The 21,995-nt window shown below is 57.2% G+C and carries 21 protein-coding genes; 7 read left to right on the forward strand and 14 right to left on the reverse strand.

Annotated elements, in window-relative coordinates; translation table 11 throughout:
* Window positions 1-6 precede the first annotated feature (6 nt).
* The 11 genes from lpxD to rpsB form a co-directional block, all read right to left on the reverse strand.
* A complete protein-coding gene (gene lpxD / locus CLH62_RS14820) occupies window positions 7-1,038 on the reverse strand; it encodes a UDP-3-O-(3-hydroxymyristoyl)glucosamine N-acyltransferase (RefSeq protein WP_099618975.1) in 1,032 nt (343 codons plus the stop codon).
* 47 nt (window positions 1,039-1,085) lie between these two features.
* Window positions 1,086-1,583: an OmpH/Skp family outer membrane protein gene (locus CLH62_RS14825; protein ID WP_099618976.1), complete on the reverse strand. Its 498-nt coding sequence runs from the start codon at window positions 1,581-1,583 to the stop codon at window positions 1,086-1,088.
* A 45-nt stretch (window positions 1,584-1,628) separates the two neighbouring features.
* Complete coding sequence (bamA, locus tag CLH62_RS14830; RefSeq protein WP_099618977.1) at window positions 1,629-3,947, reverse strand: outer membrane protein assembly factor BamA; 2,319 nt, start codon at window positions 3,945-3,947, stop codon at window positions 1,629-1,631.
* Window positions 3,948-3,991: 44 nt separating this feature from the next.
* Window positions 3,992-5,341, reverse strand: a complete 1,350-nt coding sequence (rseP, locus tag CLH62_RS14835) for an RIP metalloprotease RseP (RefSeq protein ID WP_099618978.1) — start codon at window positions 5,339-5,341, stop codon at window positions 3,992-3,994.
* Window positions 5,342-5,389: 48 nt separating this feature from the next.
* Window positions 5,390-6,574 (reverse strand): 1-deoxy-D-xylulose-5-phosphate reductoisomerase, encoded by a 1,185-nt coding sequence (gene ispC, locus CLH62_RS14840; protein WP_099619483.1) that lies wholly within the window; start codon window positions 6,572-6,574, stop codon window positions 5,390-5,392.
* An 11-nt stretch (window positions 6,575-6,585) separates the two neighbouring features.
* Entirely contained in the window at window positions 6,586-7,425 is an 840-nt protein-coding gene (locus tag CLH62_RS14845; protein WP_099618979.1) for a phosphatidate cytidylyltransferase, read from the reverse strand.
* Between the two features lie 21 nt (window positions 7,426-7,446).
* On the reverse strand, window positions 7,447-8,217 hold the full coding sequence (uppS, locus tag CLH62_RS14850; protein ID WP_099619484.1) for a polyprenyl diphosphate synthase: 771 nt from the start codon (window positions 8,215-8,217) through the stop codon (window positions 7,447-7,449).
* Between the two features lie 71 nt (window positions 8,218-8,288).
* Window positions 8,289-8,846 carry a ribosome recycling factor gene (gene frr / locus CLH62_RS14855; protein WP_099618980.1) on the reverse strand — a complete coding sequence of 186 codons (558 nt, stop codon included), beginning with the start codon at window positions 8,844-8,846 and terminating at the stop codon, window positions 8,289-8,291.
* A gap of 85 nt (window positions 8,847-8,931) precedes the next feature.
* The gene (pyrH, locus tag CLH62_RS14860) at window positions 8,932-9,660 is read right to left on the reverse strand and encodes a UMP kinase (RefSeq protein WP_099618981.1); all 729 of its coding nucleotides are present in this window, start codon (window positions 9,658-9,660) and stop codon (window positions 8,932-8,934) included.
* A gap of 184 nt (window positions 9,661-9,844) precedes the next feature.
* Window positions 9,845-10,714 (reverse strand): translation elongation factor Ts, encoded by an 870-nt coding sequence (gene tsf, locus CLH62_RS14865; protein WP_099618982.1) that lies wholly within the window; start codon window positions 10,712-10,714, stop codon window positions 9,845-9,847.
* Window positions 10,715-10,806: 92 nt separating this feature from the next.
* Window positions 10,807-11,559, reverse strand: coding sequence for a 30S ribosomal protein S2 (gene rpsB, locus CLH62_RS14870; RefSeq protein WP_099618983.1), 753 nt, complete (start codon window positions 11,557-11,559; stop codon window positions 10,807-10,809).
* 285 nt (window positions 11,560-11,844) lie between these two features.
* On the opposite strand from rpsB, the gene map reads away from it, so the two are divergent.
* The 6 genes from map to dapE all read left to right on the forward strand — a co-directional run bounded on the left by map (window position 11,845) and on the right by dapE (window position 19,067).
* Window positions 11,845-12,615, forward strand: a complete 771-nt coding sequence (gene map, locus CLH62_RS14875) for a type I methionyl aminopeptidase (protein ID WP_099618984.1) — start codon at window positions 11,845-11,847, stop codon at window positions 12,613-12,615.
* Window positions 12,616-15,261, forward strand: coding sequence for a [protein-PII] uridylyltransferase (locus tag CLH62_RS14880; protein ID WP_099618985.1), 2,646 nt, complete (start codon window positions 12,616-12,618; stop codon window positions 15,259-15,261).
* Window positions 15,258-16,454, forward strand: a complete 1,197-nt coding sequence (gene dapC / locus CLH62_RS14885; RefSeq protein WP_099618986.1) for a succinyldiaminopimelate transaminase — start codon at window positions 15,258-15,260, stop codon at window positions 16,452-16,454. The genes CLH62_RS14880 and dapC overlap by 4 nt, the downstream gene beginning before the upstream one ends.
* A gap of 28 nt (window positions 16,455-16,482) precedes the next feature.
* Window positions 16,483-16,824: an ArsC family reductase gene (locus CLH62_RS14890; protein WP_099618987.1), complete on the forward strand. Its 342-nt coding sequence runs from the start codon at window positions 16,483-16,485 to the stop codon at window positions 16,822-16,824.
* 91 nt (window positions 16,825-16,915) lie between these two features.
* Entirely contained in the window at window positions 16,916-17,944 is a 1,029-nt protein-coding gene (gene dapD, locus CLH62_RS14895) for a 2,3,4,5-tetrahydropyridine-2,6-dicarboxylate N-succinyltransferase (RefSeq protein WP_099618988.1), read from the forward strand.
* The gene (gene dapE / locus CLH62_RS14900) at window positions 17,931-19,067 is read left to right on the forward strand and encodes a succinyl-diaminopimelate desuccinylase (protein WP_099618989.1); all 1,137 of its coding nucleotides are present in this window, start codon (window positions 17,931-17,933) and stop codon (window positions 19,065-19,067) included. Before dapD ends, dapE begins: the two co-directional genes overlap by 14 nt.
* Before the next feature lie 44 nt (window positions 19,068-19,111).
* On the opposite strand, the gene CLH62_RS14905 is transcribed toward dapE, so the two are convergent.
* Window positions 19,112-19,330, reverse strand: a complete 219-nt coding sequence (locus CLH62_RS14905; RefSeq protein WP_099618990.1) for a SlyX family protein — start codon at window positions 19,328-19,330, stop codon at window positions 19,112-19,114.
* Window positions 19,331-19,553: 223 nt separating this feature from the next.
* Here CLH62_RS14905 and CLH62_RS21585 point away from each other — a divergent pair, with 223 nt between their 5' ends.
* Complete coding sequence (locus tag CLH62_RS21585) at window positions 19,554-20,087, forward strand: cold-shock protein (RefSeq protein WP_099618991.1); 534 nt, start codon at window positions 19,554-19,556, stop codon at window positions 20,085-20,087.
* 46 nt (window positions 20,088-20,133) lie between these two features.
* On the opposite strand, the gene CLH62_RS14915 is transcribed toward CLH62_RS21585, so the two are convergent.
* On the reverse strand, window positions 20,134-20,508 hold the full coding sequence (locus tag CLH62_RS14915) for a hypothetical protein (protein ID WP_099618992.1): 375 nt from the start codon (window positions 20,506-20,508) through the stop codon (window positions 20,134-20,136).
* Complete coding sequence (locus CLH62_RS14920; protein ID WP_099618993.1) at window positions 20,480-21,904, reverse strand: hypothetical protein; 1,425 nt, start codon at window positions 21,902-21,904, stop codon at window positions 20,480-20,482. The genes CLH62_RS14915 and CLH62_RS14920 overlap by 29 nt, the downstream gene beginning before the upstream one ends.
* Between the last annotated feature and the right edge of the window lie 91 nt (window positions 21,905-21,995).

Genomic DNA, 21,995 nt, shown 5'->3' on the forward strand with positions numbered 1-21,995 from the left:
TGTTGATCAGCCTCGGCCCTCTGATTTTTTTTCCAGTTCTTTAATACGTCGCGCCAAGGTATCAAGCTGGCGAAAACGTACGGCGTTCTTGCGCCATTGGCGGTTGGTATCCGCGCTGGTTCCGGAAGAGTACACGCCCGGTTCCCGGATATCGCCGGTCACGAGGGTCATGCCCGTCAGGTGAACCTGGTCGCCAATCTCGAGATGGCCTGCCACGCCGGAAGCACCGCCAAAGACACAATGCCTGCCAATACGGGTACTCCCCGCAATCCCCACCATGGCGGCCATGGCACTGTGATCGCCAATGCAGACGTTGTGAGCAATCTGAATCAGGTTGTCGAGTTTCACACCGTTGCCAATAACGGTGTCGTCGAGAGCGCCCCTATCGATGGTGGTGTTCGCACCCACTTCCACATCATCCCCGAGAACAACGCGGCCCAGTTGCGCAATGCGGTGCCATACGCCCTTCTCGCTGGCAAAACCAAAACCGTCGGAGCCGATAACGGCGCCACTGAGAATATGGCAACGCTGGCCAACCACAACGTCGTGAGCCAGGGTCACCCGTGGCCGGATCACAGTCCGGGCGCCAATTCGAGTGCGGGCGCCAATGATCGAACCGGCACCGATCACCGCTTTTGCACCAATTTCGGCGTCAGCTTCCACAACCACGTTAGGACCGATGCAGGCGTCTTCAGCCAGGGTTGCCGAGGGGTCAATCACCGCAGTCGGATGAACGCCTGGAGAGGCAACCGGTGCCGGATCAAACCAGTGACTGAGGCGAGCATAACCGAGGTAGGGGTTGTCCAGTAACAGGACGTTGGTAGGAGCGTCCTTTGCAGTGGCGGGGGATGCAATGACCGCCGACGCATGGGTGTCAGCCAGATACTTGGCGTAGGAGGGGTTAGCCAGGAAACTGATCTGGCCAGGCCCGGCTGCCTGCAGTGTTGCCAGGCCAGAAACCCGCACATCAGGATCCCCCCGCAGCTCTGCACCCAGGGCGCTGGCAATTTCCCCCAGGCAGTACGACCTATCTGTCATTGCGTGCTCCCAAGCAACTTTCCGGGCACCCGGGTGCCCGTCACGAGTTAACGGTTCAGCTTTTCGAGAAGCTGAGAGGTCAGATTCATTTCAGGCTTCACATAGACGACCGCTTCGCTCGGGAGAATCAGGTCGAGATCATTTTCTTCAAGAAGTTGTTTCACAGCCGCGTCCACTTCCGGGCGGGCCTCTTCCAGGAACGCCTGCTTGCGCTGATTGACCGTGGAATCGAGCCGCTGCTTGAGAAAGTTGAACTCTTTCACTTTTTCCTGGAACTCACCGGCAAGTTTGTTACGTTCGGTCTCGTTCATCATGGCGCCGTCTTTTTCAAGGCGCTCTTTGAGCTTACGGGCTTCTTCCTGCACTTCACGGACTTTGGCTTCATCGCCGGCAAAATCCTTCTGGAGCGATTCGCTGAACGCCTTGGCATCGTTCGAAGAAAACAGTGCCTGCCGCAAATCGACCACACCAATACGGGTTTCTGCCACGGCAGGCATTGAAAACGCCATGATCACAGCGGCGAACATCAATATGAATCGAGACATTGGTTTTCTCCTGGTTTTCATCCGTAGGTTGTTATTATCCATGCTTTAGAAGGTCTGGCCCAGTGAGAACTGGAACATCTGGGTGTCGTCACCGGGTTTGTCATTCAGCGGCATCGCCAGACTGAAGGCAAGTGGGCCAACTGCGGTAATCCACTGGAAGCCGACACCGGCCGACAGCCTAACCTCCCCCAGTTCCGGGTCAAACCCGCGTTCCGTGTCAAAAACCTGACCGGCATCGAGGAAGAAGGATGTCCTCATGGAGCGTGTGTCACCTGCAAAGGGAGTCGGGAAAATCAACTCAAGACCACCTTCGGTGAGCAGGTTGCCACCGAACGGGTCCGGATCAGAAAAGTCGTTAACGTTATTCGTTGCCCTGTTGCCCAGGGAATTGGACTGGTAACCGCGAACCGAGCCATACCCCCCTGTGTAGAAATGCTCATAGAATGGCATCTGGGTCCGATCCCCGTACCCGTCACCATAGCCAATATCCGATCGCGCACGGAATACCCAGCGATTATTATCAGTGATCGGGTAATAGAAATCGGTCTTGTGGCTCACTTTATAGAATGTCAGATCACTGCCCGGTACCGCCACGTCCAACGATAGGGACTGGCTGTAGCCATCAGAGGGCAGCACGCCCCGGTTGAGTGTGCTGCGGCGCCAGCTGCCGAACAGGAAGAAGTTGTTGAACGTGTCCCCTTCTTCGTCAATAAACTCCATTACCTCCTGGGAGGTGAAGAGGCCTTCTTTCAGGTTGGACTGGGTGAAACCAGCACCGAAGTTCAGTCGGGTGATGCTGTCCGTCGGGTAACCGAAGGTGACACGACCGCCATATTCGTCCAGCAGGAATGATGAAATATCTTCATCTTCATAGTCGGTTTCGCGAGCAAATACGCTGAAGCCACGGCTCACACCATCAACGGTGTAGTAGGGATCCAGATAGGAAATATTTGCACTCTTTACCGAATCACTGACGTTTACGCCAAATGAGACCCGTTTGCCGGTACCGAAGAAGTTGTTCTCGGAAACATTGGCACCAAGAATGACCCCGGAATCCTGAGAGAAACCGACGGAGGCCGACAGACTACCCGTTGGTTGCTCTTCCACCGAGTAATTCACGTCAACCAGGTCGTCGGTGCCCGGAACCGGAACTGTCTCAACATTCACTGTCTTGAAGAAACCCAGGCGTTCCAGCTTGGTCTTGGAAAATTCGATGCGGTCTGAGGAGGCGACACCGCCTTCCATCTGGGTCATTTCCTGGCGAAGAACATCATCGCGAGTGGAAACGTTGCCATCGAAATTGATACGGCGCACATAGGCCCGCTTGCCCGGTTCTACGAAAAAGGTCACCGCAGCAGTATTGCCCTCGCCCGGCTCAGGAACGGCATTGACGTTGGCAAAAGCATAGCCTTCGCGGCCGAGCCTGAATGCCAGGGCTTCAGATATGGCGGTCATACGGGAGCGGGAGAAAACGTCACCCTCTTCCACCGGGATCAGTGACCGCAGTTCTTCCTCGCCCACAATCAGCTCACCACGCAGATTGATCTCCGAGATAGTGTACTGGGGCCCTTCATTCAGGGCGATGGCGATGAAGACCTTCTGTTTGTCCGGCGAGATGGAGACCTGGCTGGACTCCACATTGAAGTCCAGATAGCCGCGATCCAGATAGAACGAGCGCAGGGATTCCAGATCACCACTGAGGCGCTCTCGCGCGTATTTGTCCGAGTTGGTGATCGAGTTCCACCAGCTCGTGGTCTGCAGCTCAAACAGGCCCTGGAGCTCTTCGTCGCTGAAGTCCTGATTCCCGATCAGATTTATATGGTGTATTGCCGCCACGGAGCCTTCGTTGATGTCCAGGCGGATAGAAACGCGATTCCGGGCCAGCTCCTCAGCCGTTGCCTTTACCCGGGCGTTGTAACGACCCTGGGCGATGTAGGAGCGCAGGATTTCCAGCTCAAGACGTTCAAGGGTTGCCCGCCGGAACACCTGGCCTTCCTGGAGCCCGGCACCCGCGAGAGCATCCATCAGCATCTCGGTTTCGATATTCTTGTTGCCTTCGATCTCGATGTTGCTGATGGACGGGCGCTCACGAACCGTCAGGATGAGAACGCCGGCATCGCGGCTGGCCTCAATGTCGGTAAACAATCCGGTCCGGAACAGGGACTTGATGGCGTCGGCCAACTCGGTCTCGTCCACCTGCTCACCGATATTGACGGGGAACGCGGAGAAAACAGTACCGGCAGATACCCTCTGCAGGCCTTCCACCTCAATATCTGCAACTGTGAACTGATCAGCAAGTGCCGGCTTCATGCCAGACATGGCTACAGCGAGGCCAATGGCTACACCTAGAAGAGAACGTCTCATTCAAATATTTCGCCTGGTTAATGCGCGTAAGGAGCCCGCAATTCTCACAACCGCATCAGGTCGTTGTAAAGAGCAAACACCATTAATGTGAGGATCATTGCCATACCAATTCGTAACCCGAGCGCCTGAACCTGCTCGGAAAGTGGCTTTCCGCGCAGGGCCTCGATGGTGTAGTACACAATATGGCCACCATCGAGCACTGGCACCGGCAGAAGATTCAGGATGCCCAGACTCACACTGAGGTAGGCGAGAAACCGAACAAAATCTTCAAATCCGGAGCTGACACTGGCTTCAGCAACCCTGGCAATAGTGATTGGCCCGCTGAGATTGGTGGGTGACAGCAGGCCAGTGACCATTTTCTTGATGGCCACGAGAGTCAGCCGGGTGTCGGCCCAGGTTTCACTGAGGGCAACGGGAACCGCAGCAAACGGACCATAGCTGACTTCGCGCAGCACTTCATCCGGCCATGAGATGGCTTCAACGCCGGCGCCAATAAAGCCTATTGATTCGCCACTCTCTTCGCTTTTCGCTTCCGGCGTAACACTGATTGAGCGTTCCGCGCCATTGCGCTTTATGGTTACCTGTAACGTTTGTTCAGGGGCCTTGCGAATGAACTCGACCAGATCAAACCAGCTACTGATGGGCTCTCCGTCAACGGCAACTACGCGATCCCCGGCTTGAAGGCCGGCGGCCTGGGCCCGGCCACCCTCGGAAATCTGGCCCAACACAGGAGGCACCGCGGGGCGCCAGGGTGTAATACCGAATTCCGCCAGCGGGTTTGGAGTGTCGTCGCTCAGACCCCAGCCAGCAAGCTCCCCGCTGACCGTGCCACGGGCGCCGCCGTCAGTCACCTCCATGGAAATCAGGCCCTGCTCACCGGTTCGCTCCAGAATACGCATGTTGACATCGCGCCAGGAGGAAACCTGATGGCCGTCCACAGAATGGATTTCCATGCCTTCCTGCAAGCCGACGCGCGCTGCCACACTCTCATCCGCCACCTGCCCCACGATGGGGGCAACATGGGTAACCCCGACCACGCTCAGCAGCCAGTAGGCGAAAATCGCAAAAATGAAGTTTGCCAACGGACCCGCTGCGGCAATGGCAATACGACGGGATGGTGGTTTGGAAGTGAAGGCCTGGTCTTTCAGTTCTTCGGGTACCGGCCCTTCCCGCTCGTCCAGCATTTTGACATAGCCGCCAAGCGGAATGGCAGCTATGGCGAATTCGGTGCCGTGCCTGTCGTACCAGGAATACAGAGGCTTTCCGAAACCAACGGAGAAGCGGAGCACTTTAACACCGCAACGGCGGGCAACCCAGAAATGACCGTATTCATGCAGGGTCACGAGGATACCCAGGGTCAGCGCAAGTGCGAGGACAGTTTCAATAATCTGCATAGCGTTCCTGGTTAATGGCTTCAGCCGAGCAGCATATGGCTGCGAGTATCAGACAGTTAACAGACCAATCTGTTCCCGTGCCCGGGCCCGTGCTTCGGTGTCCTTTGCGAAGATAACCTCAAAACTGTCAGCTGATTCAACCGCGGTCGCAACCAGCGTGCGCTCTATGATAACGGGGATATCGGCAAAACAAAGGTTTCCTTCGAGAAAAGCGGCAACCGCCACTTCATTTGCTGCGTTCAGGACGGCTGGTGCCGTGCCTCCAGCCTGGAAGGCTTCCGCAGCCAGGCGAAGGCAGGGGAAGCGAACCAGGTCCGGGCGCTCGAAATGGAAACGGCCGATGGCGAACAGATCCAGCGGCGCGACGCCTGCATCAATCCGCTCGGGCCAGGCCAGACCGTTGGCAATGGGGGTTCTCATATCCGGGCTGCCAAGCTGGGCAAGCACAGAACCATCCGCATACTCCACCATGGAGTGGATTATACTCTCCGGGTGAACATGCACTTCCACCCGTTCCGGGGTTGTATTAAAAAGCCAGCAGGCTTCAATCAACTCCAGGCCTTTGTTCATCAGTGTTGCTGAGTCTACGGAAATCTTCTGCCCCATGGACCAGTTCGGGTGGGCACAGGCCTGTGAAGGCGTTACCGACCGAAGCGCTTCGGCACTGTGTTCCCGGAACGGCCCGCCGGAGGCTGTCAGCAGAATTCGGGTAATACCGGCGCCGGCGGGGTCCCGGATTTTATCGGCCGGCATACACTGGAAAATGGCATTGTGTTCGGAATCAATAGGCAGGAGCTCAGCGCCAGCCTCGGCCACGGCGTCCATAAACAGCTTCCCGGACATCACCAGCGCTTCCTTGTTGGCCAGCAGGACCCGCTTGCTGGCACGCACGGCTGCGAGGGTCGGCGACAGGCCAGCGGCGCCGACAATGGCTGCCATCACGGTATCAATTTCCGGGGCCGAAGCCACTTCGCACAGCCCTTCCACGCCCCCCAGAACCTGAATATCCGGCAAATCGGACAATAACCCGACGAGCGTTCGCGCCGCTTCAGGATTCGCCATAACGGCTACCCGGGGTCGGAATTCGCGGCACAATATCGCGAGTTCTTCCGCACGGGTACTGGCTGTCAGCGCATAGACCGAGAACCGGTCAGGGTGCCGGCGAATGACATCCAACGTACTCAGTCCGATGGAGCCAGTGGCTCCCAATACACTGATATGACGGGTTACCATAGTTACCATAATCACCAGTGTCCGGCTGTCAGCCAACCCAACTGGGTAATGATCAGGGCGAACACTGGGATGGCGGCGGTAAGGCTGTCAATCCGGTCCATTATACCCCCATGACCGGGAAGCAGCTGGCTGCTGTCCTTGATGCCACGAAAGCGTTTGAGCATGCTCTCCAGCAAATCTCCCAGCACCGAGACAAACCCGGTTATCAGGCTGGCAGCGACCAGCAACAGGGTCTCGCCGGTTCCGGCGGATGCAATGAAGCTTACCACCAGAGCGAAAACGCCAACGGCCACAAGCCCACCCCAGACACCCGCCCAGGATTTTCCAGGACTTACCCGGGGCGCCAGCTTGGCCTTACCAAAAGCCCGCCCGGCAAAGTAGGCACCGATATCTGCAACCCAGACCACACAAAAAACATACAGGATTAGGAGCAGGTTGTTGGTGCTGTCACCAAACTGGAACCCGCCTGTGCGCAGATGATTCAACCCGACCCATGCGGGCACCAGAACAAGCAGCCCCATAACCGCTCGTGCGACCACGCTGCCCCATTTTTCTGAGCCAGCTGGGTAGCTGCGAACCAGCAGAAAACAGATAAACCACCAGGCGAGCGCCAGCCAGAGCACCGCAACAAAAGGAACGTTCAGCAAACCGTACAGGATGGCTGCAGTCATCAGGGCGTACGCCACACGGCCCGAAGGAGTCTCAATGCCGGACATATTCGCCCACTCCCAGGCACCCACGGAAACGATGGCACCCGTAAAGAGTGCGAAACCCAGGGGCGGGAGGAAGAAAATCCCGCCAATGGCAATGGGCGCGAGGATCAGTGCGGTGATAATTCGGGTTTTTAACACGGTTAACGTCGCTATCGTTCGTTATTGTTGTGGGGCCTTGGCCGTTATCTGATCATCTGTCTGGCCAAAACGACGCTGGCGACCGGCGTAGGCCTGCAGGGCCCTGCGCATTTCCTCTTCCTGGAAATCGGGCCAGTACACCGGTGAGAAGTATAGTTCTGTGTAAGCCAGGTGCCACAGCATGAAATTGCTGATGCGCTGCTCACCGGCTGTCCGGATCATCAGGTCCGGCATCGGCAGATCACCAATACTGAGGTGCTGCTGGATAAGGTCATCGGTGATATCCGACGGTGCCAACTGCCCTGCCCGCACCTGCTCGGCCACCTGGCGCGTCGCCTGGGTGATATCCCAGTGGCCACCGTAGTTCGCGGCTATCACCAGGGTCATGCGGGAATTATCGCGGGTCAGCTCTTCTGCCGCCTCCATGTGCTCACGCAAGGCGGAGCTGAACGCGGAGCGGTCGCCGATGATTCGGAGACGAATGTCATTGCGATGGAGCTTTCGCACTTCCCGCTCCAGTGCGAACAGAAAAAGCTTCATCAGTGCGGAAACTTCATCCTTGGGGCGACGCCAGTTCTCGCTCGAGAAGGCGAACAGGGTCAGCACTTCCACGCCTTCGCGAGCGCAGGTTTCCACGACCGCCCTGACTGCATCCACCCCGGCCTTGTGGCCGGCTACTCCCTTGAGCCGACGGGCCTTGGCCCATCGGTTGTTGCCGTCCATGATAATGGCCACATGCCGGGGCCGGCTGTCTGCCGACACCGGAATCTCCGCGGATACATTTCCCGTCATGAAATCCCCTGTGCGGCCGGGGCGCATCGTTGCACCGGCCTTTCAATTCGCTTGCAAGTGAACCCGGGCATTTAAACTGCCATCAGGTCCTCTTCTTTGGCCTTGAGCATTTTCTCGACTTCGGCGATGTAGCGGTCGGTCAGCTTCTGGATATCTTCCTCGCCCTTACGCTCGTCGTCTTCGGTGATTTCCTTTTCCTTCAACAGCTCTTTAATCATGCTGTTGGCATCACGGCGGGCGTTGCGAACAGACACGCGACCGTGCTCGGCATCGGCTTTCGCCTGCTTGACCATTTCCTTGCGGGTTTCTTCGGTCAGCATGGGCATCGGAATGCGGATGATGTCGCCACTGGTGGCCGGATTGAGGCCCAAATCAGAACTCATGATGGCCTTCTCGATGGTCGGCATCAGATTCTTCTCCCAAGGGGAGACTGTCAGAGTCCGGTTGTCTTCGACATTGACACTGGCCACCTGCTTCAGCGGTGTCTCCTGGCCATAGTAGTTCACCATGACACTGTCCAGAATGGACGGGTGGGCCCGGCCAGTACGGATCTTGTTAAACGCCGAGTGCAAAGACTCCAGGCTCTTCTTCATTTTCTTTTCGGCTTCTGCTTTGATGTCGTTAATCACTTCAGCATCCTCAATTCGTTCGTCATGTCATTCAGTATTCTGGCCCCTTTGAAAGGCACTGGCCAAAGGGGCCCGGACAGCCATGTTATTCGATCAGTGTACCTTCTTTTTCGCCGGTTACGATGCGAATCAGAGCCCCTGCGCGGTTCATGTCGAATACCCGTAGCGGCATGTGGTGATCCCGGGCGAGACAGATCGCGGTCAAGTCCATCACGCCCAGCTTCTTGTCCAGGACCTCATCGTAGGTGAGGTTGTCGTATTTCTCGGCACTGCTGTCCAGGTGCGGATCAGCAGAGTATACGCCGTCTACCTTGGTGGCCTTGAGCACGGCATCCGCCTCAATCTCGATTCCACGGAGGCAAGCGGCTGAATCGGTGGTGAAGAAGGGGTTGCCGGTGCCGGCACAGAAAATCACCACATCACCATCCTTCAGGTCCCGCACCGCCCGACGGCGATCGTAGTGCTCGACAATCCCACTCATGGGGATTGCAGACATTACGCGGGTCCGGATGTTGGAACGCTCAAGGGCATCACGCATGGCCAGACCGTTCATAACGGTAGCCAGCATGCCCATATGGTCACCGGTCACCCGGTCCATGCCGGCGGCATTCAGGGCTGCGCCCCGAAACAGGTTGCCACCACCGATGACCAGGCCAACCTGGACACCGATGCCAATCAGCGCACCAATTTCGAGGGCCATGCGATCAAGAACTTTGGGATCAATACCGAAATCGTGCTCCCCCATCAGGGCCTCGCCGCTGAGCTTGAGCAGAACACGCTTGTATCTGGGCTGGGTTTTCGATGATGTCGGCATGGTGATCCCCTTTTCGTCTGTTGGCTGCTATCCGGCGTGATACCCGTTGCAGGCTTGTATCTGACATACTCCTCGCAAAAGGGGTATCTCAGATACAAGCCCGCCACGAGAGCCGAAAATTCCCGGCTAACGTGGCAGACTCAGCTGGCGCAGCGGCTATGGGCCCGCCACACCAAAAGAAGGATCAGGCCTTGCCTGTACCGGCTGCAGCAGCAACCTCGGCAGCAAAGTCCACTTCTTCCTTCTCAATGCCTTCACCCACTTCCAGGCGAACGAAACCGACCAGCTCGCCACCGGCGGACTTGATCAGCTCACCCACGGTCTGGTCCGGGTTCTTGACGAAAGGCTGCTCAACAAGGCTGTTTTCCTTGAGGAACTTCTTGATGCGGCCGCCCATCATCTTCTCGACGATTTCGGCAGGCTTGCCTTCCATATCCGGCTGGGCCTTGATGACTTCTTTCTCTTTCTCGAGCTCATCGGCAGGCATGTCTTCCGGCTTGCCAACGCGCGGGTTAACGGCCGCAGCGTGCATGGCGATGTCGCGGGCCAATTCCGGATCACCGGCAGTCAGCGCAACAACGGAAGCGATCTTGTTGGTGCTGTGGACATAGCCACCCACAACCGGCCCTTCAACCTTAACAATGCGACGTACGGTGATATTCTCGCCGATCTTCTGAACCAACGCTTCGCGCTTGGCTTCCAGATCGCCTTCCATCAGCTTGGCAACGTCGGTTTCGCCTTTCTCGAAAGCCACATTCAGAACGTCGTTGGCAAAATTGACGAAGTTGTCGTCACGGGCAACGAAGTCTGTTTCTGAGTTAACTTCAAGAATGTAGGCAACGGTGTTGTCGTCAGAGATCTTGATCAGAGACACACCTTCAGCGGCGGTACGGCCAGCTTTCTTGGCGGCCTTCAGACCGGAAGACTTACGCAGCTCTTCGATTGCAGCGTCAACACTGCCTTCAGCTTCCACGAGTGCTTTCTTGCACTCCATCATGCCAAGGCCGGTACGCTCACGCAGCTCTTTGACCATTGCAGCGGTAATTGCAGCCATGTTCAATCCTCTCAACTGTTCCGAATTCGGTGGGGAGGTATGCCCGAAGCAAACCCGGGCATACCTTATATCTCAAACGTGAAGATATAGCGTCACTCAGCGGCTGGAGCAGCGCCTTCAGCATCTTCGCTGACTTCAATAAACTCGTCAGCTCCGGCACCGCCAGACTGGGCGGCTTCGATGCAGGTGTTTGCAACAGCTTGCACGTAAATCTGAATAGCGCGAATGGCGTCATCGTTGCCCGGAATGACGTAATCAACACCGTCAGGATCGCTGTTGGTATCCACAACACCGATAACAGGGATGCCCAGCTTGTTGGCCTCCTTGATAGCGATACGCTCGTGGTCCACGTCGATCACAAACATAGCGTCCGGCAGGCCGCCCATGTCCTTGATACCACCAATAGAACGCTCAAGGCGGTCCATTTCACGGGTACGATCCAGAGCTTCTTTCTTGGTCAGCTTGTCGAAGGTGCCGTCCTTGCTCTGGGCTTCCAGATCACGGTAGCGACGGATAGACTGACGGATGGTCTTGTAGTTGGTCAGCATGCCACCGAGCCAGCGGTGGTTTACGAACGGCTGACCGGCACGCTCGGCTTCTTCCTTGATGATCTTGGCCGCGGCACGTTTGGTACCAACGAACAGGATCTTGTTCTTGTTCTCTGCCAACTGCTGAATGAACTTCAGCGCATCGTTCATGGCAGGAACAGTCTGCTCAAGGTTGATGATATGAATCTTGTTACGGGCGCCGAAGATGAACTTCGACATTTTCGGATTCCAGTAGCGGGTCTGGTGACCGAAGTGAGCACCTGCTTTGAGCAGGTCACGCATATTTACCTGAGCCATGATAGTTACCTTTTTAGCTTCGGGTTAGTCCTCCACGCGTCCGATTGACCCAACCTGAACCCGTTGCTTGTAATGTGAGCAACAGAATCAGGCACCCTGGGACAACGTGCCGACGCGTGTGCGAATTTGCCGGATTTGTTTCCAGCGGGCGCGTTTATACCATAAATCGGCCGCCTGATTCCATTAATTTGTGGCCCGGAAAATGGGTCGGCGACCGGCTCTTCCTTGTACCGGGCCACACTCCCCCTTAAAATGCCGGTTTGATACAAATCAACGGGAAGCCCAATGCAGGTATCGATCAAGACTCCGGAAGAAATTGAAAAGATGCGCGTCGCAGGCCGCCTGGCCGCCAATGTTCTCGAGATGATCGGTGAACACGTCAAGCCTGGCGTATCCACCGAAGAGCTCGACCGGATTTGCCACGATTACATTGTGAACGAGCAGAAGGCCATTCCGGCCCCGCTCAACTACAAGGGTTTTCCGAAATCCATCTGCACCTCGGTCAACCATGTCATCTGCCACGGCATTCCTTCCGAGAAGAAAACACTCAAGGACGGAGACATCCTGAACATTGATGTGACCGTAATAAAGGATGGCTACCACGGCGACACCAGCAAGATGTGGATTGTCGGCAAGCCGAAGCCGGGCACCGAGCGCCTGATCCAGATAACTCAGGAATGCCTATATAAAGGTATTGAACTGGTGAGACCGGGAACCCGCCTCGGCGATATCGGTAACGTTATCCAGCAGCATGCCGAGAAACATCGTTACTCGGTGGTGCGAGATTACTGTGGTCATGGAATTGGCGCGGTATTCCATGAGGAACCACAGGTGATGCACTACGGAAAACCCGGCACCGGCATGGAGCTGCAGGAAGGTATGACCTTCACGATTGAGCCGATGATCAACCAGGGCAAATACCAGACCAAGCTGCTACCAGACGGATGGACGGTGGTCACCAAGGACCACAAGCTGTCTGCGCAGTGGGAACACACCATCCTTGTGACTGCAGACGGTCATGAGGTTCTTACCAAGCGATCGGAAGAGTCCTTCTAAGTGGACCGAAGCGAGCTGGAATCCCGTATCAGCAATGATCCCTCTCCGGTTAAAGCTGCCCGGGAGCTGCTAAAGCAAAGGTATAACGCCGATGCAGAGGCCTTCAGACAGGGCGCCGATGTTCGCGCCCTTGTCCACTCCAGGGCTGACACGGTCGATACCGTTCTGAGGCTGACCTGGAACCGCTACCCCTTTTCCAGCTCACCGGATATCGCCCTGATTGCCGTGGGTGGCTACGGTCGGGGCGAGCTCCACCCCCACTCCGACATTGATCTGTTAATTCTCACCCGGAACGGCATTGAAGACCGGTGGCACGACGATCTCGGCGCCTTCATTACGCTGCTCTGGGACCTGAGGCTTGATATCGGCCACAGCGTTCGCAGTATCGAGGAGAGCAAGGCCGCTGCCCGCGAAGACATCACCATACTAACCAATCTGCTTGAGACCAGAACCATTGCGGGGCCGGATGAGCTGCGCATGGAGCTCAGCGAGCAGGTCTATTCCGATAATGTCAGTACCGATCGCGACTATTTCATTGCCAAGCGTGAAGAGCAGCAACAGCGGCACCAGAAATACGGCGATACCGAGTACAACCTCGAACCCAATGTGAAAGGCTCTCCGGGCGCGCTTCGTGATATTCAGACCATTGGCTGGATTACCAAGCGGCATTTCGGCCTCCAGAATATCGCCGACCTCACCCGTTTCAGCATCCTTACCGAAGAAGAGCACCAGATCCTGTTCCAGGGAGAGACCTTCCTGTGGCAGCTGCGTTACGGTCTCCAGCTTCTGGCCGACAGGAACGAGAACCGGCTTCTGTTTGATCACCAGCGGGCACTGGCCCAGATGCTTGGCTACAAGGATGAAGGCAAACGCCTTGGTGTTGAGCTGATGATGCAGTCCTACTACCGGACCGTTCTCGCCCTCGCCGAGCTGGCCGATGTGATTCTGCAGTATTACGACGAAGCGATACTCGGCAGCGCTTCGGAGGATGCGATCCAGCCGATCAACAAGCGCTTCCAGATTCGCAATTACTATATAGAAGCGGTCAACAACCAGGTCTTTGCTTACGCACCTTACGCCATCATGGAAATCTTTGTGCTGATGGCGCAGCACCCCGAAATCAAGGGCATTCGGGCCACCACGATTCGCTCCCTGCGCGCACACCGACACCTGATTGATGACGCTTTCCGTTCCGATCTCGCAGTAACAACACTGTTCATGGAGCTGTTGAGAACCCCCCATGCGCTGGACCAGACCCTGTCCGCCATGAAAAAGTACAGCGTGCTTGGCCGCTACCTGCCAGAGTTCGGCCAGATCATCGGCCAGATGCAGCACGACCTGTTCCACATTTACACGGTGGATGCCCACACCATGCGGGTGATCCGGAACATGGTCCGGCTCAACGGAACAGAAGCGCAGACAGAGTACCCCCTGGCTTCCCGCCTGATTCACCGGCTGCCAAAACTGGAAACCCTGTACATCGCCGGCATTTACCATGACGTCGCCAAGGGCCGGGGCGGCGACCATTCAGAACTGGGCGCCATAGACGCAGAAGCATTCTGCAAACGCCATCACCTCAGTGAGCGGGACACCCAGTTGGTTTCCTGGCTGGTTGAAAACCACCTGCTGATGTCCATGACCGCACAGCGCAAGGACATCTCGGACCCGGATATCATCCACGGCTTTGCCAGGGCGGTGCCAAGCCAGGCGCACCTGGATTACCTGTACGTGCTGACCGTTTGTGATATCAGCGCGACCAATCCCAAGCTCTGGAATACATGGCGCGCATCACTCCTGCGCCAGCTCTATATCGAGGCAAAGCGGGCATTGCGGCGCGGAACGGAAACGCCCATCGATCGGCAGGAGTGGGTGCGTGCCACCCAGTCCGAAGCCAGGGAGATCCTGCACGCCCAGAACATGACCGACGAGCAGATTGATGCCATCTGGGACACCGTGGACGAGGACTACTTCCTTCAGGACTCCACTGTGGATATCGCCTGGCAAACGGCCGCCATAATCCGCCATGGCGATAATCCCGACCCACTGGTGCTGATTCGCGACACCCGGGGCGGTCCCTCCGAGGGCTATTCCCAGATCATCATCTACATGAAAGATCGGGTGGCCTTGTTTGCCGCGACCACGGCGGTGCTGGAGCAACTCAATCTGAACATCGTGGATGCCAGGATCAGCTCCAGCGAAGGCCCCTACTCCATCAGCTCCTACGTGGTGCTGGACGAGAAAGGCCAGCCTCTGGGCACAGACCCTGCCCGTAAAGAACGCACACGCAAGCGCCTGATTGAGGAACTGGATGACCCCGATGACTACCCGGATATCATTCATCGGCGCACGCCAAGGCAACTAAAACACTTCGCCTTCCCGACGGAAGTGACGTTTTCCAACGACACCATCAACCAGCGAACGGTGATGGAAGTGGTCACCCCGGACCGCCCCGGCCTTCTGGCACGAGTTGGACAGGTGTTGCTGGAGCATCGCGTTCGCCTGAGTAACGCCAAGATTGCCACCCTGGGGGAGCGGGTTGAGGACGTTTTCTTCGTTACCGACGAGCACGGCGAACCTATCCGGGATCCAGCTGTGTGCCAGGCCCTGCAGCAAGATCTCTGTAAAATGCTGGACGATATTCAATGAATCCGAATCTGGACAGACTTCATCCCTATCCGTTTGAAAAACTGGCAAAGCTTAAAGCCGGCATTGCCGTGCCCGACCATCTCCGGCCAATCTCACTGGGCATAGGTGAGCCGAAGCATCCGTCTCCGGACTTCGTGAAGCACGTCATCGCGCACAACCTGGACAAGCTCGCCAATTACCCAACCACCCGGGGAACAGATGAACTCCGTGAGGCGATCAGCCAGTGGGCCACCCGACGCTTTGACCTGACGCCCGGCACTCTCAGCCCGGCCCGCCATATTGTGCCGGTGAACGGAACCCGCGAAGCCATCTTCTCTCTGGTTCAGGCCGTGGTGGATGCCAGCAAGCCGGCTACCGTGGTAAGCCCGAACCCGTTTTACCAGGTGTACGAGGGAGCCGCGTTCCTGGCGGGTGCCACACCCGTGTACCTGCCTTGCGACGCCTCCAACGGTTTTATTCCGGATTTTGAGTCGGTGCCAGAATCTACCTGGCTGGACTGCCAGGTTCTTTTCCTGTGCTCGCCGGGTAACCCGAGTGGTGCGGTGATTCCCAGAGAAACGCTGGCAAAGGTGATTGCCCTTGCCGACAGGTATGAATTTATTGTCGCCTCCGACGAGTGCTATTCCGAGCTGTATCCCGACGAAGGCAATCCTCCGGAAGGTCTTTTGCAGACCTGCGCCGCCATCGGTCGAGATGACTACGCCAGGTGCGTGGTGTTCCATAGTCTGTCCAAGCGCAGCAACTTGCCAGGGCTTCGTTCGGGGTTCGTGGCCGGTGACGCTCGCATTCTGGAGGGCTACCTGAAATACCGGACCTATCACGGTTGCGCCATGCCCATCCATAATCAACTGGCCAGCATCGCTGCCTGGAACGATGAGGACCACGTGCGGGAGAACCGTGCAGCCTACCGCGCCAAGTTTGAGGCCGTGGTTCCGATCCTGCGAGAAGTGATGGATGTGGATTTCCCGGACGCCGGGTTCTATTTATGGCCATTCACGCCAATGGATGATGAAACCTTCGCCCGGGAGCTTTCCGCTCAGCAGAATGTGCACGTGCTGCCGGGCCGGTACCTGTCGCGGACGGTAGACGGTCATAATCCCGGACAGAACAGGGTACGGATGGCCCTCGTCGCGCCGCTGGAGGAGTGTGTTGAGGCAGCTCGACGAATTGTTGAGTTTGTTAAACAGAACTGAGTGTCCGTGGCCAAAAGGCTTTAGAACCATGAAACTATATGGCATCAAGAACTGCGATACGGTCAAAAAAGCCCGGAAGTGGCTGGATGAAAACGGAATCGACTACGAGTTCCACGATTTCAAGAAAGACGGACTGAACAACGAGCTGCTGTCCCGCTGGGAACAGGCGGTTGGCTGGGAAACCCTGCTGAACCGCCGCGGAACCACCTGGCGCAAACTTCCCGAAGAGGTTCGTGGTACCATTAGCGCCCAGAGCGCCCACGAGATCATGCTGGAGAATCCATCCATCATTAAGCGCCCGGTCGTCGAACGAGTCGGGAATGTATCCGTGGGATTTAATGCAGACGAATGGGCTGCGTGGCTATCCTGAATTCCAGGTCCAACCCAATTTCAAAATTTAACTCCGGGGCCAGAACAACGCTTTCGTCTGACCCCATATTCAGAACAGGAGCAACCACCTGATGAGTTTTGCATTCGGTATCGGTATCGGCACCCAGAACAACCAGGGCGAGTGGCTGGAAGTCTTTTACCAGCAGCCGGTCATCACACCTGACAACACCCTCATGGAAGTCATTCGCAATGCGATGGACTATCAGGGTGGCAACCAGGCAATGAGCGCCACTGCCGAACAACTCAGCCAGCTTGCCAACGCTCTGCGCCAGGTTGGTGAGATCGACCAGGCGGCCCTGGCGGAAAAAGCTGCCAACAGCAAACGCCCGGTGGCGGTCACTATCCTGGAAACTGATGACGCCGCCTCAAGCACTCCTGAGGTTTACCTGAAGCTGCACCTGATCTCCCATCGCCTGGCAAAACCTCACGGTCTGAAGCTTGAGGGCATTTTCGGCCTGCTGCCGAACCTGGCGTGGACCAACGAAGGCGCTATTGATCTGAATGAGCTGCCAGAGCGCCAGCTCCAGGCTCGACTGGAAGGCCGCACCCTGGAAGTGAAATCGGTGGACAAGTTCCCGCAAATGACCGACTACGTGGTACCTGCAGGTGTGCGTATTGCCGATACTGCCCGTGTCCGCCTCGGCGCCTACGTGGGTGAAGGCACCACGGTCATGCATGAAGGCTTCATCAACTTCAACGCCGGTACCGAAGGCACCAGCATGATTGAAGGCCGTATTTCTGCCGGCGTTATGGTTGGCAAGGGCTCGGACCTGGGCGGCGGCTGCTCCACCATGGGCACCCTGTCCGGCGGCGGTAACATTGTCATTGCCGTTGGCGAGAACTGCCTGATTGGCGCCAACGCCGGTATCGGCATCCCGCTGGGAGACCGCTGCAAGGTTGAAGCTGGCCTGTACATTACCGCAGGCACCAAGGTTGCCCTGCTGGACGATAACAACGAGCTGGTAGAAGTGATCAAGGCCCGGGACCTGGCCAACCAGGCAGACCTGCTGTTCCGTCGTAACAGCCAGACCGGCGCGGTGGAGTGCAAAACCAACAAGTCCGCGATCGAGCTGAATGAAGAGCTGCATGCAAACAACTGATTCTCCGACACTGGATCTTGCCATTGATCTGATCAGCCGGCGATCCGTCACTCCAGACGATGCCGGCTGCCAGGAACTGATGATGTCGCGCCTGGCGCCCCTTGGCTTTGCCGGGGACCATTTGCGCTTTGGCGATACCGATAACCTCTGGGCCCGCAAGGGCTCGGAAGATCCGGTTCTGGCCTTCGCCGGGCATACCGACGTGGTCCCTACCGGGCCGGAAAAAAACTGGGCCCACCCGCCCTTCGATCCGGTGATCAAGAACGGTTACCTGTACGGCCGGGGCGCTGCTGATATGAAGGGCAGTCTCGCTGCTTTCATCACAGCTTGTGAGCGATTTGTAGCGAAATACCCGGACCATCGTGGCTCCATCGCCCTGCTGATCACCAGTGATGAAGAAGGCCCTGCGCAACATGGCACTGTCAAAGTTGTGGAAACCCTGGAAGCCAGGAACGAGAAGATCGACTGGTGCCTGATTGGCGAACCGTCCAGCACGAACGCGGTGGGGGACGTGATCAAGAACGGGCGGCGGGGCTCTCTCCATGGGTACCTTACGGTTCACGGCGTGCAGGGCCACGTGGCTTATCCGCACATGGCCGAGAACCCGGTGCATTCGGTGGCCCCGGCCCTGGATGCACTGGCGAACGAGTTCTGGGATAACGGCAACGATTTCTTCCCGCCGACCACCTTCCAGATCACCAAGGTGGAAGCCGGTACCGGCAGCAACATCATTCCCGGTGAGTGTCTGGTGCACTTCAACTTCCGCTACTGCACCGAAAATACTGCAGAGAGTCTGGAAGAACGGGTAGTGGCTATTCTGGACCGCCACAACCTGAAGTACGATCTCCAGTGGCACCTTAGCGGGCGACCCTTCCTGACCGACAAGGGCGCACTGGTGTCCGCCAGCCAGGATGCCATTCGTTCGGTTACCGGTCGGGAAACCGAGCTTTCGACCTCAGGCGGCACCTCAGATGGCCGATTCATTGCACCGACCGGCGCACAGGTAGTCGAGCTTGGCCCGATCAACGCCACCATCCACAAGGTCGATGAGTGTGTGAAAGCCGAGGATCTGGACACGCTGTCAGAGATTTACGAGCAGATTCTGATCGAGCTGCTGGCATAAACCGCAAACTTGGGGTCAGATGAAAGCTTCGTCTGACCCCGTTTTCAGTAGTGAGGCGGTGGGGATTCGTCCTGTTCGGATTTTATATCGGACGGGGATACATCCTTCAGTTGTTTGTGCAACAAGCGCTTGGCCTCCCACAACTCCCGAATGTCCATTTCCTGCTTCGCCACCTGCTCGCTCAGAGTGTTGATAACATCATCCTGAAACGCCAGCCGTGTTTCCAGCTCGTCCAGTCGGGATTCCAGATCGTTCTCGCTCATTGGGTATTGGTACTCCCCTGGGTGGATCTCTGAAGAATGTTATTGATGACACTGCTTACCCCGTTGCTTGGTCAGCGCTTGGAATAATCTGGTATCATGCCGCCTTTGCCCGCCAGCACTCCCGTTTTCCGGGGAACTGGCGGTTTTCACCGGCCGGATGCCCGATTTTACCCGATATCCGGTTTTTATCGTTAGCGTTACAAGAATGGAGAAATTTTACTCAATGCGTAATCCATCCAAAGCGATCCTTGTTGCTCTCCTGATCGCCATTCCCGCACCGTTGGTACTTGCCCTGTTGCTGTCACTCACCCCCGAGCCACTTCGCCTCATTGCCGTTGGCGAATTTGTAGAAGCACTGGGAAGCACTCGTGGCATCGCCGCTTACCTTATTGCCCTGGTTCTTTTCGGTATTGCGGGCTTCCTGGCCATTGCGTTCTCAGCCAGGCAACCGGTCAGCCAGCGCAGCACTTCCCAGCCTGACAACCGTGCACCGAGCCAGCACTACGATGAGGACGAAGACGACGGCTACGACGAAAACAGCCCTGAGGGTAACGAAGAAGGTACCGTCAAGTGGTTCAACGTCAAGAAAGGCTTTGGCTTTATCGTGCGTGACAGTGGCGATGAGGTTTTCGTTCACTTCCGTGCCATCCGTGGCCGCGGCCGCCGGGTTCTTCGCCAGGGGCAGCTGGTTCGCTTTAATGTTGTGGAAGCCGACAAGGGGCTGCAAGCCGATAACGTTTCCATCCTGAGCGACTGAATCACAGTCCACTGAAAACAAAGAGGCAGCCCCCGGGCTGCCTCTTTCAGTTCCAGACGACCTGTTGCTCACCCCGGTGGTCCAGGCGCCACCACTTTTCTGCCTCAACCGGCTCGCCTTCCTTCCAGTCTCCCGGGCTGCAACGGATCTCGGTATCCATGGCGCGCCAGGCGCTGCGGGCGCAGTCCAGATCGCTGCTCCAGGGCAAACGCTCACCCTCAATGACCAATGACGTAAAACGCTTTCCGAAAGCCCCCGGATACAGGGCTATCCGAAGCGACTCGCCCTGATAACGGGCTGAACCGTTGACCACCCCTGAAACCTCATTGTCGTCAAGTTTCAATTCGTCGAGGTGGCTCTCAAGCCATCCCGAAACCGCACCTGATTTCAGATCACGAATATAAATTTCCAGATCCTGCACCCGCTGAATCTCCATCCTGCTGCTCACAATGCAGCACATAGTGAACCGGGCCGCGTCGTGCTGCAACCCAGCGTTCCAGTTCCTGCCGCAAATCCTCAATACCGAGCTGACGGAGCGTGCCCGCCGCCTTGCGCTCATGCCAGGCCACTTCTGCGGCCACACGCTGGAGCTGGATTTCAGCCAGCGAGGTCTCGATGTCTTCAACCGATTCCTTCCTCGCCAAAGCTACCAGAGACTGGCGCCGCAGGGTATCTGCCTGCCCAGCAAGCGCTACCGAATCTGTCGGCCCTCTGCGAGCAAACAGGTTCAGCCGGGCGGCGGCCCGCTCGAGCCACTGCAACATTCCACCCGGCGTGCTGACACAACGGCTGCGCCGGGAAGAGACGAAGCGGATCACTGTCCCGGGAATCTGCACATTCCACTGTTTTTCGATGGCTGCCTGATGGGCGATAAGAATCGCCTGGCGCTGAACCACGCTTGAAACCGGCATATCGAAGGTGTCCAGAGTTCGGCCAAGGCGATGCTGCAGCATCGGCACTCCATGGCCAATGCCAGATGCATCCGGACCAAGTAGCAGGATCGGGCCTTCCCAGTGAAGAACCAGGGCGGACGCCAGGGCATCGGGCAATGCCATCAAGGCGACCAGGTCAGCGGGAGAGATGTTGTCGAGCACCAGAACCGGCCAGCGGGGGCGATCGTCCGGGGAATCTCCATTGCCCACTCGCTCCGGAAGCACCGGCAAATCACTGGCCATGATCTCCGCTTCGCGCCTCAGGTCCAGCTCGACGTAATCCTGTTCCATAGCAGACAGCAGCGATTGCAGCCACGAGGTCTTTCCGGAACCCCGCTCGCCACGCACCCAGACCAAAGCTGAGGGCGAAGCTTCCAGGCTGACCGCCACATCTTCAGAAAGCTCAGTCCACGAGGAATCAGTAACCACCACCGGCGCTCTCTGAAGGTCATCAATGGGTGGAGGGCCCCCATCCTCAGCCTGGTCTGGCCACCGGGCGACCAGCTCCAGGACTGCCACATAAGCCTTTTCCTGCAGCCGCTCTGTGTGGCGAACCAGGGTTTCCAGCAATTGAGTCCACCCCAGCCAGGGTGACTGGCTGACCTCCCGGGCCGTTGCAAACCAGTAAATGAGCTGGGACGATAACTGGCCCTCGCCACCAACTTCGGTCACGATGGGTTGCTCACACTGAATGGTGCGGATGAATTCGTCCATATCCACCCCGCAGCCCCGCAGAAAGCGGGCTATTGCCGGGCCGGAATCGAGAAGGGCGAGCAGATAATCTTCAACAGTAACCACCGAGCCGCCGCGATGTTCAACGCTGTCACGGGCTCGTACTAACGCTGTCTGGCACTCGGGATCCAGGCATCCTTGCCAATCTTCCATCAAACTTCTCCATGTTCTTGACGCATCATCCTGATGCAAAAGCTGTTTTGCGGGTCGCTATAATAACATTTCCAGGCGATTAGCGACCCGT

The sequence above is a fragment of the Marinobacter guineae genome (genome assembly GCF_002744735.1).
In the GTDB taxonomy this organism is placed as follows: Bacteria; Pseudomonadota; Gammaproteobacteria; order Pseudomonadales; family Oleiphilaceae; genus Marinobacter; species Marinobacter guineae.